Genomic DNA, 18697 nt, shown 5'->3' on the forward strand with positions numbered 1-18697 from the left:
GGATAAGCAACGGTTTCTTATGTTAATCCTGAACAAATGAAACCCGCCCAATAAACCGGATGATCAAAGGGATATTCTTGATTACAAAAATCTTTTAAACTTTCTTGAGCATTAAAATTTTTAGTTGCAATTCGATTCCAATATTGATATTCTTTCTGGCATTGTTCATATTCTGGGGTTCCTTTTGATTGTTTATCTCGCTCTGCCTTAGCTTGTTGTCTTTGGGCGTTAGCTTGGTTAAACTGTTGAGTAAAACGAGCTTCTAACTCGTCATGATATTGATTTTTTAACGTTTTTTTCGTTAACCCTCTTAACTTAACCTGAGCCATTTGTAAAGAGACTGAACGGTTATGACCCTGTTTACGATTTCTATAATAGAAGATAGAAAATAACGCCGTTGCTAAGTCATTAACTGCCCATAACGTACTCACGACATTTCGCGCCCCAGCACAGAGGAAACCTGTTGATAACGTTAGAATATCATCGGTGACTTCGGCAACCCCTAGATTGGTTTCGCAACAGGATAGAAAAATATCCGATAACTGGGGAAGTCGCCAACCGGGGGTCATGATTTGCCCTAATGTAATTGTACCATCGGCTAAGATTAATCGAGATTCTAAGGGACTATCTAAATCGCACGACGCATGATGACTAGAATGGAATACCTGAACTTTTTCTAACAGGTTGCGGTAGTTTTTAACCGTTCCTTGTTCTCGACCTTTTAAACGGTTATCATCGGGAATCTTATAAAGTTGAGCAATTTTTTCTCCTTCATAACTTGCACCCGGAAGCGTGCCGTCGGGGTTTTCAACGGTTCCATAATGTGATAGATTGAGTGGGGGTCGTTCTTGACAGAATTTCAAGATTTGGCAACTGGGAACATAACGCAGGCGGAATTTATCTCCCAAATATTTAGAATTTTCTTGAACAGTTGATACCGGAACATTATCGCTATGGGTGGTTTGATTTTGGGGTTTTTCTAGTCGCAGAAACGAGTTAAAAATTTGACGTATTCCTCCAGGTTGTTGAGAGGATGAAGACTCAGAAGCATCGGTTAAAGGTAACGCAGCAAAGGGAATTTGATGCCAAAACATATGGGGAATAATAATTAATTCTTCAATACCAGAAAGATAGGTGTTAATTAAGGTGTTGAGGTTTAACTGTTCGGCTAGATTTTGTAAGAAATCGCCCATTTTTGCTTCCCAGACTTGATTGGATTCTAAATAGGGAATTAACCACTCGTCAACCCCTAATTCTCGTAATTTTCTATAACTTAAATTCTCGCAGGTATGGAGTTGGGGCGGTTTGTTTTGATAGAGGATAAAAATGTGGGTTTGGTTGGTGGTGGTGTAGAAATTTAGAATCGCGGTTTTGGGCGTTTCAATTAAACCTTGAATTATGGTAAAATCCAGAGGCTCGACTTTAATTTGTCTTGATAACACCGGATCACGACTGCGAATTTGTTCCCAGAGTTGCTGTTTTTCCTCTTCTAATTGTTCAATCGTGTCTTTACTGAATTCAACTGCTTCTCGCTGGTGCTGACGACTGACACTTTCTACTAAGGTTTTATTCCCATCAAATTCTCGCCGTAAACGTTCCCGTTCTTGATCAATCCGTTGTTGCAGAAGATCATAATCTTGCAAATACTTCTGCACTTCTGGGGAAATTTTACCGTCAGCATAAAGGTCATTACTTGCCATTAAATCCACTAACCGTTTAGATCGAGAACGTTCTGCATATTCAATGGCTTTATCAACTTGATCGAGATTAATATAACACTGGACAATATTATGATAAACTCCCACCGCTTGCGCTATAATTTCCTGTCTTCGTTCATCCGTTATCGCCCAACTGCGACTAATTTCGACTGCTCCTATTGCCTTTCTATATCCTTCTATAGCAATCTCCCACAACTCCGCATTAAACGCCGTATTTCCTAAATTATTACCCGACTGTAAACAATCTAAAGGAAACGCTTCCGGTGTTCTAATTTCTAATGCTAACCGAAACCCTTTAATCGCCCGTTTAATATTATCAGCTTTTTCCCCTTTGATTCTATCAGAATAGGCAGCAGCCAGACTATTTTGAGTCATTGCCCATTGTTCAGGAAAAGCTTCACGGGTATAAATTTCTAAAGCAGCTTGGGAGCCAACGATTGCCCGTTCAATATTATCAGCTTTTTCCCCTTTGATTCTATTCCAATAGGCAAGAGCTAGATTATTTTGAGTGGTTGCCCATTGTTCAGGAAAAGCCTCACGGGCATAAATTTCTAAAGTCGCTTTAAAAGTGGCGATCACTTGTTCAATATTATCAGCTTTTTCCCCTTTGATTCTATCATTATAGGCAAGAGCTAGATTATTTTGAGTCATTGCCCAATCTTCAGGAAAAGCTTCACGAGTATAAATTTCTAAAGCAACTTTATAGGCTGTGATCGCCTGTTCAATATTCCCAGCTTTTTCCCCTTTGATTCGATTAGAATAGCCAATAGCTATATTATTTTGAGTCCTTGCCCAATCTTGAGGAAAAGCTTCACGAGTATAAATTTCTAAAGCAGCTTGAAATGCTGCGATTGCCTGTTCAATATTATCAGCTTTTTCCCCTTTGATTCTATCATTATAGGCAAGAGCCAGATTATTTTGAGTTCTTGCCCATTCATAAGGAAATGCTGCACGAGTATAAATTTCTAAAGCCGATTGAAATGCTGCGATCGCCTGTTCAATATTATCAGCTTTCTCCCCTTTGATTCTATTCCAATAGGCAGCGGCTAGATTATTTTGAGTCATTGCCCAATCTTCAGAACAAGCTTCACGGGTTCTAATTTCTAAAGCCGATTGGGATGCTGTGATCGCCTGTTCAATATTATCGGCTTTTTCCCCTTTGATTCTATCCAAATAGGCAATAGCTAGATTATTTTGAGTCCTTGCCCATTCATAAGGAAATGCTGCACAGGTATAAATTTCTAAAGCCGATTGGAATGCTGTGATCGCCTGTTCAATATTATCAGCTTTCTCCCCTTTGATTCTATCATTATAGGCAAGAGCTAGATTATTTTGAGTCATTGCCCATTCTTCAGGACAAGCTTCACGGGTATAAATTTCTAAAGTCGCTTTAAAAGTGGTGATTGCTTGTTCAATATTATCAGCTTTTTCCCCTCTGATTCGATCCTTATAGGCAGTAGCCAGATTATTTTTAACCGTTGCCCATTGTTTAGAAAAAGCTTTACGGGTTAAAATTTCTAAAGCAGCTTGGTAGGCGGCGATTGCCTGTTCAATATTATCAGCTTTTTCCCCTTTGATTCTATCAGAATAGGCAGCAGCCAGATTATTTTGAGTCATTGCCCATTCTTCAGGACAAGCTTCACGAGTTCTAATTTCTAAAGCAGCTTGGTAGGCGGCGATTGCCCTTTCGATATTATCAGCTTTTTCCCCTTTAATTCTATCAAAATAGGCAGTAGCCAGATTATTTTGAATGGTTGCCCATTGTTTAGGAAAAGCTGCACGAGTATAAGTTTCTAAAGCCACTTGATAGGTGGCGATACTAATCTCTAAATTTTTCTTGCGGTTTCCTAGAGGAAACTGTTGGATTAAATTCGCAAAATTGCAAATATCTGCTGCAATGTTGTAAGCCGTTTCCCTAGAAACTTCTTTAAATGTAGCTGTTGCCCAGTTTGTCAAAATATTGGCTAAATTTTCATCGAGTTTATCGAGGTTTTGTTGAAATAGGGGATAAACAACTTGAGGATTTCCTCGACTATCTGAAATTGCTTGCAAAACTTCTATTAAAAAATTATAATAATCTTCCGAGAAGTTCCTGTTCCCAAGCCAAGCTGATAATTTTTCTGCTAAATTGATTAAATATTCTGCTTCCTCTTGTCTTCCGTCTTCCTGCAATTGTGAAGATACTGCGAATAAAACCTGTAGGAAATCTTGATCCAGTAAGTCTTGATTTTTCTGTAAAATTTGGGGTTGTTCGCCATTAGGACAGGCGAGGAGATTTTGAATTAAAGTCAGATAGGCGTTGAAGCGTTGTTCGTTCATGTTGGGTGTGTGGAACAGGCCATCTTGCCTGTTAAGTAGGGTGTCAGGTGGAGATCAGAAACCGGGTTCCTAGCCACTATTTTAGGGTGAACAATCAGATTTTGTGCAGGAATTCGGTTTCTATTGGGGTGAAGAAATCAGCCATTTTTAGATAGGATTTTAAAAAGGGTATCATAACTTTAAATGGATTTAAAGGAGGTGGTTTGGCTTCCAGGGGTTTGAGAACGACTGGGGTTGAAAATTTGAATCGAAACCAAGAAAAGAAAAGCGAATAAAATCATAATCAAAACTCCCAGAGAATCGAAAGATTCAGCATCTCGAAATCGCCGTTGACAAGTCGAACAANCACTTTAACACTAAAGCGATCGCCTAAGCTATAACTTTATATGGTAGTCAAAGCCGAGGTTAGGACATTAATCTTCTTAAACCAAATCCGCCAACAAATCCGTGACTTCCCCCTGCTGATTTTTCCGATTATCGTCATAAATCATCAACGTATTCAAATCCGAATGGCGGCTCAATTTCTGCACCTTCCGCACATCCCCATTCGTTGCTTCCAATGCCGCTGTTATCCCCGAATGACGAATCCGGTGAGGCGATAACGGTTTATTAATCCCTGCTTCTCTGGCAATTTGACTAACAATTTTATAAACCCCTGTCCCCGTAAGTCGATGACCGTAACTCGCTCTATCCAAGGCAATAAATAAAGGTTTAGAGCGTTTCAATTCTCGTCTCGCCACCAACCAATCTTGTAGAGCTTCCACCGTTGGCTTTGATAACGTTACCGTTTCCTTCTGCGTTCCTTTACCCTTCCCCAAAATCTTGAGTGTCTTGCCCTCCAAGTCCAAATCCTCAAGATTAGCTTGACATACCTCTTCCCGCCGCAAAACATTATCCCACAACAACCTTAACAAAGCATAATCCCGCTTCCCTTTTAATGTACGACGATTGGGAATTTGCAACATCCTCTTAAACACCACCGGAGGAATTCCTGTCGTATCACGATAAGTTTTAACCTTCTCTCCCTTTAATTCGGCTAACGTCCAACCACATTGTCCAATCCGATAAGCAAATGCCACTAATGCTTTAATCGCGGCTAAACGTCGATTTATTGTTGCTTCTGATAACTTTTTGGATAACAATTGCTGCTTATAACCCAATACCAAACTTAAAGCTTGTTCCTTCGATAGCTGTAAAAACTCAATCACTAACTGGGCGGTTGGTTCTTGATGAGCAACTGCCCAAAAGAAATCCTTCAAATCCCGATTATAAGCTTTCCGAGTATTCTCAGAACGTTTTGTAGCTAATAAATCCTCCATCACATTGCGTTCAGCTAATGTCCTAGCAACAGAAGCCGGAACAATTTCAACAGCAGAATGAGACGGGAGGGTGTTCATAGGGATTATAGAGTGCGGAGTGCGGGGTGCGGAGTGCGATTTAGATAGAGTTGAGGAATACAAAAATAGGATTTAGGTTTAATTTTATCCCAAATTTTTGGTCAAACACTTCAACAAGAAATCGAGGGGAACTAAATCTCAACCAGAAATTGAGAAATTGACTGCTGTTGAGCTAGCGTAGCATACTTGCTCTCTGCCTCAATTAAGTTAATCTCAGGTTCCTTGCTCAAATTAGACAAATCCTGGTAAATCTCGTAACCTTTCCTCTCTGGTAAATCCCAAACAACCAGTGTAATTTCAGACCAAAAATTTAAGGGCTCAGGTTTGACTAAATCTCCAATGACTCCCAAGCGAGTTACCCCATATTTAGAACGCAATAGGGTAGCTGCTTGACGAGCCAAATCCCACCAAACTGCTTTCCGTTGGGCATCTTGCTGTCTCAAAGTTTCTGTTTCTAATAACGCGGTTACCCACTCAACGGGCGACAAGACCTTTAAAGCATCTGCTAAACCGCATGTCATCAGTAACATCCCAATCAAGTTGCGGATGCCTTCTTTACCGCCAATTTGGGGTTTCCCGTCCCAGAACTCAAACTTGGCTTCTGGACACCAAGCAATATACTGTTCAAAAGAAATGGGTACTGGCTCTAACTGCAATTGCGGATTAAATGGTAAACATCCCCAATCTAAACCATTCTCTACGGTTCGCAGTCTTCGACTTTCTGGCTGTGTACCTTCAATATAAACAATTGGAGGGTCTTGGGGCCAGCGATACCAGTCTTCATCTTCTCTCCACAGATTGTCGGGGAGAAACACTAACCCCGGTACGCTCTGCGGTCGGTAGCATCCTGATGGGTCAGGGGCCATTCGCTCATATTTTCCGTCGATTAAGTGCCAAAATTCGATTTCTTTTCGGGCTGGATTGAGAATGATGTATTCTGGTACTCCACCTGCGGCGTAATAGTCTCGTTTGATGATGCGGTCTGCGTATTCATGTCCGGGTCGCAGCACTTCGAGTACCATTTCGGCTGGCCCTTCGAGGTAGTATTCTCTAAGTGTGTTGCGCGGCGGCCCTAAAAATAAGAGGATGTCTGGGGTGAAGCCATTGTTGCCTAGGCGCATGACAAAATCACGACTGAATGATTGCCCTCCTAGTTTTTCTGCGATTTCCCAGAAGGAGTGGCTGATATAACTACGGATGGGATTGTGATAGTTTTCTTCTCCTCTGGAACCGGGTAGCAGGTCTTGGGGTTGGTAGGGGAAACTAGCCGCCCAGGTTTGTAAGGTGGTGGCGATGGTTTCTGTACTGTCTAATCCGGGCGGAATCGGCCCGTTATAGGTAAGACGGAGAGCTTCTAACCAGTGTTGTATAGGAGCTAGGGCGATGGCGGCACGCGCTCCCCATCCGGTGAGAATTTGTTTGAGCAGCAGACGGCTACCAACTAGGGTATTACCGACGATTAACTTGGATTCAATTAATTCTAGTTTGGCTTCTGGGCCGGCATCGATAAATTCATTGAACAGGTTTGATGTCATTGCCGCATCTCCTTGAATATAAACCCTTGAAATTGTGAAGTTGTATGAGTGAGTTGAAACGTTATTGGATTGTTGTCCACTATGAAACCGAGTTGACGGCAGAAACGGAGTGGGATGCTTGCCATAATATTCGTCTGGGCAATAGGATTGTTGAAGAGGCGAGTATTGCTGCCCAAGAGATTGCCTTTAATGCCGATATCAAAGCGTTGATTAGTCAAACGAGGCTTACCGTTCGTAAAGAAGCGGCTCTGGCTATTATTCTTAATCAACTCTACCATAAATTACAAGATTTTTCTTTACTCGCAAATGGGCTACCGCCAGAGATACAAGCCCAGGTGGAGGCACTATCGATTGAACAACTTGAAGACTTAAGTATAGCTGTCCTCAATTTTAACTCTTTGGAAGATCTAAGTGCCTATTTGCAGACTCAAAACGATTAATCATGAATGAGATCATGTCGAGATGGGTGTACCCACTTTAGATATTATGATTGGTTTTCATTCCCCATTCAAACGCCAATTTCAAATGAAATCATTTAAGTTATACTATTTTTATTCGTAATTCATGAATCAAGAATATTGCTGACTCGCTCCCGAATGAAATCGGCTCAAAAACCTCAAGATATCGTCATCTTGCTCAAAGTTCACTGTTTAGATTCGATGTGGACTTATGATGATTTGGCAAAAAGTTTAAAGACCAGTCCTTCTGTCGTGTATGCGGCTTTACAGCGTTGTGAACAGTGCCATTTGTATAACAGCAAAAGAAGGAAAGTGTTAAAAGCGGCTGTGGAGGAATATCTTATACATGGTTTAAAATACGTTTTTCCGGCTTATCCTGGGGCATTGGTACGGGGTATACCCACGGCTCATTCTGCTGAACCCTTGAAGGGTTTGTTGATGACGGATGATCAAAATCTCTATGTATGGCCCTTTACCAAGGGGAAGGTCAAGGGTCAGGAAATTACGCCTTTATATCGCTCTGTGCCGGAAGTTGTGGAGGCTGATCCTTTATTTTATGAGTTATTGTGTTTAGTGGATAGTTTGCGGGTGGGTAAGGTGCGAGAGCAAGAATTGGCTGCACAGGAGTTAAAAAAACGGCTATATGAATGCCTAACTCAGAATGCTGATTGTCAGAGCATCTTACCAAACTAATTGCACAGGATAACTTGTAAACACGCTATCTCTAGTCACTATAGATGAGTGTCAAGCAAGATTTTCAGGGAGCGTATTCCTCAAAATCTGCCAATGGCTCATCAAAATCATCCGACATAATCACCTTACCCTTAGCACTGCCGAATTTAGGGATAGCTCCCACTCCAACAAGCGGCACAATTAGGAAAGCTGCTCCATCACTGCGTGTGATTACAACTTCTTCTCCGCTTGCTGCTTCTTCAATCAATTCTGCTAGTTTTGTTTCAGCTTCTTTCAAGTTAACGTGGTGCATTGATATTCTCTACCAAAACCTGATGTCTTGAATATAACTTTCACGCACTCCGCACTCCACACTCCGCACCTCGCACTCCGCACTCCGCACTCCGCACCTCGCACTCCACACTCCGCACCTCGCACTCCGCACTCTTGACGCACTCTTTGTAGATGAAAAACTCGGCTTAAGATAAGACGTATTATCTTAACCTAACTTCCTTAAGAGATTACGCCACAAGCAACACAGCTTTCCTCTGTTGGGGAAGGCTGTTTTCACGCTCGCTAAGAAATTAACAGCCGGAAAGCCGAGGTAACGTTAAAACTTTTTCCAAATATTCCAGATACAGCAGTTGTCGAGGCGTAAATTCTAAACGCTGTTGCAACNGGCAATAGCAGCAACTCCTCCTGTAATATCATAAGGAATATTGTGGCATTCAAAAATTGGGTGAAGAATTTCAGCCAGACTAATGGAATCTTGAACCCAAGTCATTTCATCTCCGGTGGGAATATAATGTTGTGGACAATCTTCACCTAACCAAGCTTGGGCGAGTTTTTGAGCAAATTCTGGTTCTTTTAAATCAAAAAAGCGTTGGCGGAAGCAGTTAATAGCAAAGCGACGAGCATTTTGGTTCATCGAGCTTCCCATCAACAGTCGCTGTTCGGGTGTTCGTTGTTTTAAGAGCCAGAATCCTAATAAATCGGCTTCAGGTGTTGTATCTGAAGATTGAGGTTGATAGCCCGGTTTGATTGTCAATTTAGGAAGAATTGGAGCCATAAGATTAAATCGGTAGCTAGGAGTTATCAGTCAGAATTACAATCAATAGTTAACGAAGTCATTGAAAGTTATTCTTCAGCTAAAGCTTCTTTATTTTCAATAATAAACCATTCATGATAGACGATAGAAACAAATAAATCGTCTTCTTTAAGTCGATCACAAATTGCTAAATATCCCGACATAAAATCATCATCAAAATAGGTAGTATCTTTTAGAAAGAGCGTAACTGAATTTCCATCTGCACTCCAAATCGTTCTTAAAATGGTTAGATTGTCATGCTGAGATTGATCTATCGGGAGGAGAACTGAACGACCCTCAATTTCAAGAATTTCAACGGTATCCCAGCGCAAAACAGATTCCCAACTTTCAGGGCCTTCATGTTTTTCAATGATTCTATCCCACTGCAAAGTTTTTATTTTTTCTAGGGTTTGTTGTGATAACTCTGAAAATTTCATAGTCTATAGATATGAATCGGTGACGAATGTTTTGAGCTAGATTTGAGGAGAAAAAAGCACAAGTCGTCTATGCCTAACAATTCCTCTCCTTTATTCACAACACAGCCAGAAAACAGTCTTCGGGAGAAACTGCTCCACTCAATCTGGCTACACAAAGACAAATACTGTTATTTATTTGAACCCGATGGCTCTTATCGATTGTTAAGCACAGATCGCCGTGGTCAGTACACTATCTTACCCGATAGTCGCTCGGTTTTGCTGGCTTGGACAACCGATCCCTTCACTGAAACCCTGCTTATACAAGAAGATGGCAGTTTGTTCATGAGTGGGAGTGCCTTTGTTGAAATTGGGACACGCTCCGAAGCGTCCCTCTCTGCTAATTCTTCGATAGAAGCTAATACAGCGATTCCTAACCCCTCCCAAAGCTACGAGTTTGAAATCGATACAGGCAAAATGCCCAATTATGGAAAGCTCACCCTGGAGGGTTTGCAAGTCAGGCTAATTCGTACTGGTTATGGCGGAAATTTTTTATCTGAAGACGTGCGGGAGTTTCAGTCCCACGAGGAAGCAGAGGATTATTATCACTCCACCCTCCTCAGCTATGACCCTTACTATTCATGTCCTCCCGTCTACTTGGAACTTTCCGACGACCATTCCCACAAATTCTATGAAGTCACCGTTAACGCCTTTGATGTCATCATTCGCTATGGACGCATTGGTACAAGCGGACAAACCAATCGCAGCACCTATAACAGTCTCCAAAAAGCTCAAGCAGAAGCTCAGAAGAAAATTAATGAGAAGCTAAAAAAGGGTTATGTGAGATTGCGTCTTTCTAGCTCATCTCTCCTAACCCCAATCACAGAAGAACCTTCCCGTCAGGAAATAGCTCACCCGACAACTCCAGTCATGGCAAGCACCCTTCAAGCTAACCAAGAGGCGTGGTGGCAGGCTATACAACTAGGGGTGGGTTCCACGGTGACAATTGTTGCTATCTCCAATAGTCCCTCCTTTTCGTTCAACCTGATGACAGGACAAGACTTCGCCTATCACTTTAATCCTCGTTTATCTGAAGGGCAAATTGTACAAAATACCAAGAGCAGACATTGGGGTCTGGAAGAGAGACTTTCCTTACCCCTAGAGATGGGGTTAGGTCATCAGTTTACATTAACAATCACGGTTCAAGAAACTGAATTTGTTGTTGATTTGAATAACGTCTTTCTGTGTCAATATCAACATCGCATCCCCCCTGGGGAAATTAATAGTTTGCGATTAATCTGTGTTCAGGGAAATCTGCAAATTTTGTCCGTTCAAATATCTCATCTCAAGGTTAAAAATACTCGTCTTCACTCAGACCTCGACATTACCCGATTTATCCGTCCCGCTTGGAAACCAGTCGTTACTCAAGGGGATGGTACTCTCCTCGCTTCTAAGTTTTGTGGTCGCCCTTGGTTAGCAGCAGAGGAACCCTGGCCGACTTGTCCTTGTTGCAGCAAGCCAATGCAACTGTTTCTGCAACTGAATTTGGGTGAGTTACCCGAACCTGTGCGTGAGGAGTTTGGTACAGGTCTACTGCAACTGTTTCACTGTATTGGGTGTAACTCGGAGGCAGATTATGAATTGGGAACCATTTATTATGGTCGAGTACCCTATTTGATTAGAAAGGTTAGGATTCGTTTAGTGCAGCCAGTGGGAAACGGTTCAACTCCTCCTTTACCCGAAATTAATGGTGAAGCTTATGGAACGCATTTTCCGGCTCTGACGATCACTGATTGGCGAGAAATTGAAGATTATCCTGATCTTGACGATTTGGTGGCGCTAGTTTATGGCTTTGAGCAGGTGCAGGAGGATCACTTTTGGGATGAGGTGGTCAGAAGGTTAGGTTTGGATGACTTAGATGAATATGATGAGGTATACCCCACTGATAACGGCGATAAACTCGGAGGCTATCCGCGTTGGGTTCAGGGGATGGAGTGTCCGGGCTGTCCCGTTTGCCATGCTCCGATGCGACAAGTGTTTCAACTGGCTTCGCGTAAAAATCTTTCGTATATGTTTGGGGATATGGGCATTGCTCATGTCCTTCAATGTCGAACACACAAAGACCAGTTTGCGTTTGTTTGGGCGTGTGGCTAAGGAAAATAGCAGAAAGAAACATTTAACTCAATCCTAACTCACAGGTTGAAGCACAATTGATTGGGAAAATTTACAGTAATTATGATTAGATTTTTTTTGCCTTTGATAATATTGCTTAGTCCAACTTTGTTTATCCTTTGGGGTGCAATTGTGCGCGTTGGGTTGACCTGGAGTTTGCTGTTGATTCCGGTCGGTGGAATTGTTGGGTTTGTGTTGATGGCGATCGCTGGAGCTTGCTTTTATGACTTCATGATTAAGCTGGAAGATCGGGAAACAGGCCCACCTGAATCGGGAGCGATCGGAGCCGCAACAGGTCGAGCGATTGTATCGTTCATTTGGATGATTTTATTGGGTTGGATCGGTTCAGGACTTGGTGCTTGGTTAGTTACAGGCTATTGGGTTAAGTAGCGAGTTCCATTATTGACCCTAACTCGATATTTCCTAATTTGGGTAATAGTAGGCTTGATCAAGCGGTAAGAGACATTTCCAATAAAAAGAACGATTTTAAAACCTCCTGAATCTCAATGGGTAATACACGGACTAATACCCTAAATAACTGGCACAAAGTAGATAGGGGAGTGTTAGCTAAAATCAATTTCAATGGCTTCATACTGTAAACCTTAGTAACAGTCATTAAATCACGAACCACCTCAATTGTGCTTTCCTCCGCCGTTATTTGTGTCCCAGATTCTAAAGTTTGAGCAACCGCAGGGAGATAAACTTGAGCTATCCATTTGAGTTCTTCTGGTAAATCCAAAAGTTTAGTTTTGCTATTAATAGCTTCTAATAACAAAATTAAAGTTTTTTTGACTTGCTTAAAACCCCCTAATGATGAACACATTTGACTAATTCGTCCCTGTGTAACCCCCACCAATTCAGCAACTTGATCAATCGTTGTTTTCTTGCCACCTTCTATTAAATCCCACATAGTCGCTATAATTCCTCGTTCAATTTGTATCCCTTTCGAGGCGGCTTCTGGTGCATAATCATAAACCTCTTCAACAGTAACCGTTGCACCTGGAAACGCTAAACGTAACTGTAATACCGCAGCATTATCTAAATCAGCCAAATGATAGACGTGCAATTGTTCATTCTGTCTCAAATGAGCACGAAGTCGAGCATCTGCTTGAATGAGTTCAGCCCAAATTTTACGATATACCCAGGCTCCATATTCTCCTGTTAATTGAGTTGGCTTTCTTGACTGTCCTGTGAGGGCTTGCCATTGAGCCGCAAGTTGTCCTAAATTGGGAATGGGTAAACCAACATTTAAAAGAATTTGAGTATTAAGAAACTGATTAGAACCCCTTGTATCTCGATGCCAATAACCCAATTTTTCTAAAATAGTATGGAGTAAAGGTTGATAGTCTTCTGTAACTGCCTTATGATCATTAACAGCAACTCGTTGACCTTGATGACGATAGGCGATCGCCTCTACAGCTAATTTAATTCTATCCTGTTGGGTTTTTCGTCGTTGTTTTCCACAATGTCCTAATCCTCGAATAATATGAATCTGTAAATTAGGAATCGGTTGTTGACGTTGGCGAATTTCTAAGATCTGTGTCGAAGCGATCTTGAGATTTCGGGCTAAATCTTCTTTCGTTTGAGTCGCATCCAGGAAAATTCTAAATCCAAAAGAGTTGACAATCTCTAAGTGGCGTTTCCAAGGTTGGGTAATGCTTAAGGTATTCCCAACAACTTGCAAACTAATTTTCCGATTTCCACAGAGAGCATTAACAAGGGGAGCTATCCAATTTAGGATCAGATTTTCTTCAATAACTTGTTGCTTTTCCTGCGGAGTCATTGTTCCATTTAACAATTTATCCAGGTTATGTCCTAACAAACGATAGCATTCCTGTTTGAGGTCGTGGAGAGAGGGAATTTCCCAATCTTCACCGATAATATGGGTAGCAACAGGTTCACCATCAATCATTTCATAGTGATAACGAGGTTTTCCCCAAACATCGTTAGTTTTTAACCAATCGTCTGCATACAGTTCCCAAATTTTATCGTTAAGTTCTTCCGGTGTGGGTAATACTTTCATCAACTCAAAATGGCTCATTCCATAGCGTTTATTTTGAGAAGATAAATCTTTAATGGCTTGATAAACAGAACTTAAAATAGGACGCAATGCTTTAAAGATACGGAGATCTTTTGCAAATTGTAGTTTTCCCGCCGTCCTCTCAATATCTGCCAAGGTTACACTCACGGTTTGAGTGGGATGTAAGTTAACTCCTGACTCCTCAATAATGCCAATGTCAGTTTCGGCTGGTTTTGACATTGAGTGAATGTCAGCCCGAATTAACCGTTCATGGCTTAAGGTTTCCCGTCGTTGATTTAAGAAACTGCACCCATGTAAGTGAGGACAACTTTGGCAGATGGGAGAATCCTGACCGCCAAAAACAGTTAAATTTCGTTGTGCTGTCAGTTCAAATGTGCGAGTTTCAGGACAGTTCGTGGGAATAGTAGGGGCTTGATATTGCTTAGAAAATTTCCAACGTTCTAAGAAGGGATTTCCCATTGCTGTTTTGCGAGTGGTGTCTTGAATTAATCCTTCGTGTCTCGCTTCGAGATCAACATAATTTTGTTCAAGGGTAATATTAGTGGGATTTCGATGGTCAGGGGATAGATAAAAAATCCGAGTTTTATTATCTTTATTGTTTAGGTCAATATCAAAAGTTGATAAATTAATTTGCCCTGCATCATAAGATTTTCCGTAACCTGGAGGAGTGGAATCTTTGATGGTTTGATAACCCTTATTGTATGCTTCTTTAAGGAGTGTTAGACGTTGCCCTGCTTCAAACTGAATACTGGGTGAACCGATTTGTAACCAATCTTCAAACTCAGGTAATTTTCCGGGTTTGTAGTTAATTTGAGAAAATTTGGGTGGCTGCCATTTAACTATGGCGCTGGTAGAGACAGGAAATTTTGCCTCTGGATTTTGGGAAGGATTTTTAGGGAGTTGCGGTGCAAATCCTGGTGTTACCGAAGGTTTCTTGAAAACTTTGGTAAAAAAAGTTTTGAGGGTTTGGGTTAACTCAGTTTTGAGTTGAGGTAATTTAAACCGATTTTCCCACTCAGTAGCCGAGATGAAAGCGTTTTCACCGAAGGCTATCCTTTCTTCCCCTACTGTGACATCCCATTCCGAGTAAGGGATAATTTCTGTGGCGGTATCTGAGGTAATTTCATCAACATCAGGATGTTGTTTGGTTTCCTGACCCCACCACTCAACCCATAAAAAGTAACCCCAAGATTGCAGGAGTTGATAAAGATGCCGATACTGTCTCAGGACATGGGGATTATTTTTAGCACCTCCATCAGGAGTCAGAATGATTCGTTGGGGTTGGAAAATTTCAAGGTAACAATTAAGCAATTGAGGACTGCTGGTAAATTGTCCTCCGGCTGCACCCAAATAGTTTTGATGTCTGCGGTGGGCAGCAATCCAAGGTTTGAGAATTCCTTCAGCGAGTCGAATATCCCGTTGTTGGGGATTAACCCAGACACATTGTAGGGGAAGTTCACCTGTTTCTTGAAGGTGGGAGGTCACAGCATGGGAACGATTACGATTTTGCGGAGAAAGTAACCATCGATATTTGCTGTTTACGGTGTCTCGAAGCCGAATTTGACCGCCAATAATTAATCCTTCTGGGTTGAAGATGGGGCAGAAGTAACCTTGATGTTTAACGGTTAGATGTCGTCCGTCTACCGCCATACCAGGAAGTTGAGGAGAGACGGGTTCATCGAGTTTGACTGTTGGAGAAACGGAACGAAACATTCCCCGGCGAATTTGTTCAGGGGATAACCCTCGACGTTCTAAGTCTTTTCGGTCATCGGGGTGAAGGCTAAGTTGGTTCAGAAGTTGTCGGAAGTTGCGATCGCGCTGTTGCATCGACAAACTTTCTGCAATCCCTTGTTTAATGGCAAGTCGTTCTAATGAGCGTTCTTCGGCTTGTTGGCGTCGGAGTATTTTGTCTTCTGGGGTTAACTCGCCAGGACGTAGGGGTACATATTTTCCCCATAACCCCCCTTGAGAAAGTCCGAGAAACCGCCAACCGTCAAGGTCAACGGCGCTGTTCATGCACAACACCAGGTCACTATCGGGGAGGATACGACACTTGCCTTTAATGTCGTTACAAATCGGGCAGGGGTTAGACCGTTTACTAGAAATGAATTTAGCCAAAGAATTCACCCCCTAGAAGCGTTGTTTTGGAGGAGTAGGGGTGTGTTATTGCCAGTTGAGCAGTTAAGGGGCGTTGATGGCGTTTAAACAGCCTGTAGTGGGTTGAGTAAGGTTTCATAACGAGACTGGGAATTGAGTTTTCCCATACTACCGCCCTGCTTTTTTTGGCTTTTTTACCTCGCGTGGATCAAGACTGATCAAACTGATCAGGCTTGTAACCATCGCTAAAACCCTTACTGTATAAAGGTTTAAAATTTTTTAGGTCACAGCATGGGAGGATAAAGTCACAGCATGGGAGGATAAAGTCACAGCATGGGAGAATTTAGAAAATGCAAAAAACGGGCTAAAGCCATATAAATCAATGGTTACAAGTTTTGTAACCATGAGGAAGGCCGGAGCAAATTTGCAGCATAGCGACCGTAACCTGCGTTACTGGGGTAGTGGCGAGTAATTAATGGGTAACAGGATGGGAGTTTTGTGCAAAGCTAGAGACGTAGCATTTGACCTGAAAATCAAAGGATGCCAATCGACGAATTCATTTGTGGAGTAAGTCGGAGGAGGGATTGATATCACTAGCTATCTTTTGAAGGTTAGAATCAATCAGAGTCAATCACCTAATGATCTAACTTGGTACTGTGGGTGTACTAACTTTTTTTCACTTAAGCTTTTTAGGGCTTACTATAATTCTTGATTTTTAGGAATATTTTAAAAGCCTATTCTTCCACTTGCTTTGCATAATCATCTTATCAATTTGTACTGAACACTTGAGGAACAAGCTTGATGTAACTACCGTTATAAATAACAGTTTTTTTGCCAAAGTAGTTTTTTATTAAGTTAATTAATTCTTAATAAAGATCTTCTTGCTAAAGCAAATAAGTTGCTATAATGAGTTGAGTTCAGAATATAGTTTCATGAATGACTCCCTTTTGCAACGAGTTACTCTCGATCTAAATATTTGTCATGGCAAACCTTGTATCCGGGGCTTGCGTTATCCGGTTGAGTTTATTTTAGAGTTACTGAGTTCTGGGATGAGTATTGAGGAAATTTTAGCAGACTATGAGGACTTAGAACGGGATGATATTTTAGCGGCTTTACTCTTTGCTACTCGCTTAACTCAGGTAAAAAGTATTTATAATATTGCCCGATGAAGTTTCTCGTATTAGATTAAAAGATAGGTTAATTTTGAGTTGGATTAATTATTTTCTCCGGCTTGCTTGAGGGCGAATTCAATTACAGTTGTACTTAATCGAATTCCTTGGTTAATCATTTGTTGAATAGATTGTTTAATTGATAAAGGGTAGCCTTCCTGCTTGGCACGTAATAAAATCCCAATGGAACCTGTAACGGAAAGACCGCTTAATCTAGCAATTCGCCGTCCAACCGATTCATCAATACAAACGGTTGGGATATTTTCATTTAAGGCTAATTGAATAACTGAGGCTTCGCCAATGTCTAATGAGTTGAGGAGGAGAGGAGAAATATTCAGAGGGTCAGGCTGTTTTTGTAGCCAGTTAGCAGCAGTAAATTCGGCAACAGCAAAGTTACTAGAACCGCCACTAAGAATTTCTTGGCAGACTTCAAAAGGAACTAATACTTCTGGATAAAGAGATTGCAAAATAGTTAAGTCACCCAAAGCAGCGACAAGGGCTATTAGCGGGGAGGTGTTATTGACACTCCCCAGCCTGAAGGCGTGGGGATTCTTGGTTCAATGAAACCACTTAATCAAAGTACCTTGCAGTGCTTTAACCAGAGGTGGGATTCTCCCCAAGCGTAAATTCGGATATGCCCTACCCTATTCGCATGACTGCGAGTTCTTTTTTGTTTAAAAACTGGTCGTCTAGTTCCCATGAATCTTTTACCCACTGCTGGGGAAAACTAGAACTGTGCAGTAGAACCGCATAGATTTAATTGTCAAGGTTCAGTGCGCTTTACCTTTAGGCAACTAGGTTTTTAGACAGGTTATTTACCTTTCCTGTTATCCGAAATGGTAGCACGATTGGATGTCAATAGACAACCCANTTAATTTTAGCCATTGAGCCGTAGATAAAGTATCTCCTTGTGCTGGAGAAATGCTAAGGTGATACACTGGCTTTTTGACTCTAGGATTAGTTGCTGCTGTGACTCGAAACGCCTTGGCTAAATCGGTTAATTCTCCATATGCACTCGCTACATTAGTCATCATCAATTCAGCATTGGGCTTCTCCATCACATAGCGCAATACTCCAGTAAAGTTAGAGCCACGGGTAATGTTGGCAATCATAAGGACACCTGATAAATTTCTGACAGTAGTTGGGCAATGGCAACCGCCCGTTCACTTATATCAGGGTGGTTGGTGCTGCGCGCGATCGCACTCAACGCACTCAGTTCCTCAACAAGCTTTGACACCAATATAGAAAGAGTTGTCTGTGAGGAATGAGTCGGAGGGCGAGGTAAATTTCGCTTCAAACTACAACGCCGCAGATACTCAGAGATGGAAACCTTGCACTCTGTTGAATATTGCTGCAACAAAAGTAACTCAGCTTCGCTAACGCGCACATCAATTCGTTTGAGTTTAGACTGATTGGGAAATTCAGTTGGATTTTTCATAGCCTTAAATTAGCCAAGATTTTAATGAACCTAACTCTAACTTTAGATATACATCTGTACGGACAATCCTATTGCTTGCTCCTTCAATTCTTCTCGTAAAACATCAAGCTTTGTCTGAAACTGTCGTGAGTAGAGGGGGAGTAATTTACGCCCAAATTGTAGTGAACTTTGAGTAATTTCT

The 18697-nt window shown here is 41.6% G+C and carries 15 protein-coding genes; 5 read left to right on the forward strand and 10 right to left on the reverse strand.

Going from position 1 to position 18697, the window contains the following annotated elements; all coding sequences use genetic code 11:
• Positions 1–17: 17 nt before the first annotated feature.
• The 3 genes from PL9214_RS27230 to PL9214_RS27240 form a co-directional block, all read right to left on the reverse strand.
• Positions 18–4037 carry a CHAT domain-containing protein gene (locus PL9214_RS27230; RefSeq protein WP_072722447.1) on the reverse strand — a complete coding sequence of 1340 codons (4020 nt, stop codon included), beginning with the start codon at positions 4035–4037 and terminating at the stop codon, positions 18–20.
• 422 nt (positions 4038–4459) lie between these two features.
• Complete coding sequence (locus PL9214_RS27235; RefSeq protein WP_083580224.1) at positions 4460–5434, reverse strand: tyrosine-type recombinase/integrase; 975 nt, start codon at positions 5432–5434, stop codon at positions 4460–4462.
• 131 nt (positions 5435–5565) lie between these two features.
• A complete protein-coding gene (locus PL9214_RS27240; protein WP_072722448.1) occupies positions 5566–6969 on the reverse strand; it encodes a Uma2 family endonuclease in 1404 nt (467 codons plus the stop codon).
• A 44-nt stretch (positions 6970–7013) separates the two neighbouring features.
• Here PL9214_RS27240 and PL9214_RS27245 point away from each other — a divergent pair, with 44 nt between their 5' ends.
• Together PL9214_RS27245 and PL9214_RS27250 are read left to right on the forward strand one after the other, a co-directional pair.
• Positions 7014–7409 carry a DUF4351 domain-containing protein gene (locus tag PL9214_RS27245; RefSeq protein ID WP_072722449.1) on the forward strand — a complete coding sequence of 132 codons (396 nt, stop codon included), beginning with the start codon at positions 7014–7016 and terminating at the stop codon, positions 7407–7409.
• A gap of 138 nt (positions 7410–7547) precedes the next feature.
• Positions 7548–8120, forward strand: a complete 573-nt coding sequence (locus PL9214_RS27250; RefSeq protein WP_245824383.1) for a hypothetical protein — start codon at positions 7548–7550, stop codon at positions 8118–8120.
• Positions 8121–8184: 64 nt separating this feature from the next.
• Here the strand turns inward: PL9214_RS27250 and PL9214_RS27255 are convergent, their stop codons facing one another.
• Both PL9214_RS27255 and PL9214_RS27265 read right to left on the reverse strand, forming a co-directional pair.
• Entirely contained in the window at positions 8185–8412 is a 228-nt protein-coding gene (locus PL9214_RS27255) for a type II toxin-antitoxin system Phd/YefM family antitoxin (RefSeq protein ID WP_072722451.1), read from the reverse strand.
• 824 nt (positions 8413–9236) lie between these two features.
• A complete protein-coding gene (locus PL9214_RS27265; RefSeq protein WP_072722453.1) occupies positions 9237–9623 on the reverse strand; it encodes a hypothetical protein in 387 nt (128 codons plus the stop codon).
• Positions 9624–9692: 69 nt separating this feature from the next.
• On the opposite strand from PL9214_RS27265, the gene PL9214_RS27270 reads away from it, so the two are divergent.
• Both PL9214_RS27270 and PL9214_RS27275 read left to right on the forward strand, forming a co-directional pair.
• Positions 9693–11753, forward strand: a complete 2061-nt coding sequence (locus PL9214_RS27270; RefSeq protein WP_072722454.1) for a WGR domain-containing protein — start codon at positions 9693–9695, stop codon at positions 11751–11753.
• 126 nt (positions 11754–11879) lie between these two features.
• Positions 11880–12161, forward strand: a complete 282-nt coding sequence (locus PL9214_RS27275; RefSeq protein WP_072722455.1) for a hypothetical protein — start codon at positions 11880–11882, stop codon at positions 12159–12161.
• A 58-nt stretch (positions 12162–12219) separates the two neighbouring features.
• Here the strand turns inward: PL9214_RS27275 and PL9214_RS27280 are convergent, their stop codons facing one another.
• Entirely contained in the window at positions 12220–15828 is a 3609-nt protein-coding gene (locus PL9214_RS27280) for a pyrimidine dimer DNA glycosylase/endonuclease V (RefSeq protein ID WP_072722456.1), read from the reverse strand.
• Between the two features lie 360 nt (positions 15829–16188).
• Positions 16189–16314, reverse strand: a complete 126-nt coding sequence (locus PL9214_RS32865) for a hypothetical protein (protein WP_281250377.1) — start codon at positions 16312–16314, stop codon at positions 16189–16191.
• Positions 16315–16841: 527 nt separating this feature from the next.
• On the opposite strand from PL9214_RS32865, the gene PL9214_RS27285 reads away from it, so the two are divergent.
• Positions 16842–17078: a DUF433 domain-containing protein gene (locus PL9214_RS27285; RefSeq protein WP_072722457.1), complete on the forward strand. Its 237-nt coding sequence runs from the start codon at positions 16842–16844 to the stop codon at positions 17076–17078.
• Positions 17079–17122: 44 nt separating this feature from the next.
• Here PL9214_RS27285 and PL9214_RS27290 read toward each other — a convergent pair whose 3' ends face one another.
• From PL9214_RS27290 to PL9214_RS27300, 3 genes are all read right to left on the reverse strand, one after another.
• Positions 17123–17611, reverse strand: a complete 489-nt coding sequence (locus PL9214_RS27290) for a PIN domain-containing protein (protein ID WP_072722458.1) — start codon at positions 17609–17611, stop codon at positions 17123–17125.
• Between the two features lie 294 nt (positions 17612–17905).
• Entirely contained in the window at positions 17906–18190 is a 285-nt protein-coding gene (locus tag PL9214_RS33310) for a relaxase/mobilization nuclease domain-containing protein (protein ID WP_072722459.1), read from the reverse strand.
• The gene (locus tag PL9214_RS27300; RefSeq protein ID WP_072722460.1) at positions 18187–18516 is read right to left on the reverse strand and encodes a plasmid mobilization protein; all 330 of its coding nucleotides are present in this window, start codon (positions 18514–18516) and stop codon (positions 18187–18189) included. Before PL9214_RS27300 ends, PL9214_RS33310 begins: the two co-directional genes overlap by 4 nt.
• Positions 18517–18697: the final 181 nt, after the last annotated feature.

The organism is Planktothrix tepida PCC 9214 (assembly GCF_900009145.1).
Taxonomy (GTDB): Bacteria; Cyanobacteriota; Cyanobacteriia; order Cyanobacteriales; family Microcoleaceae; genus Planktothrix; species Planktothrix tepida.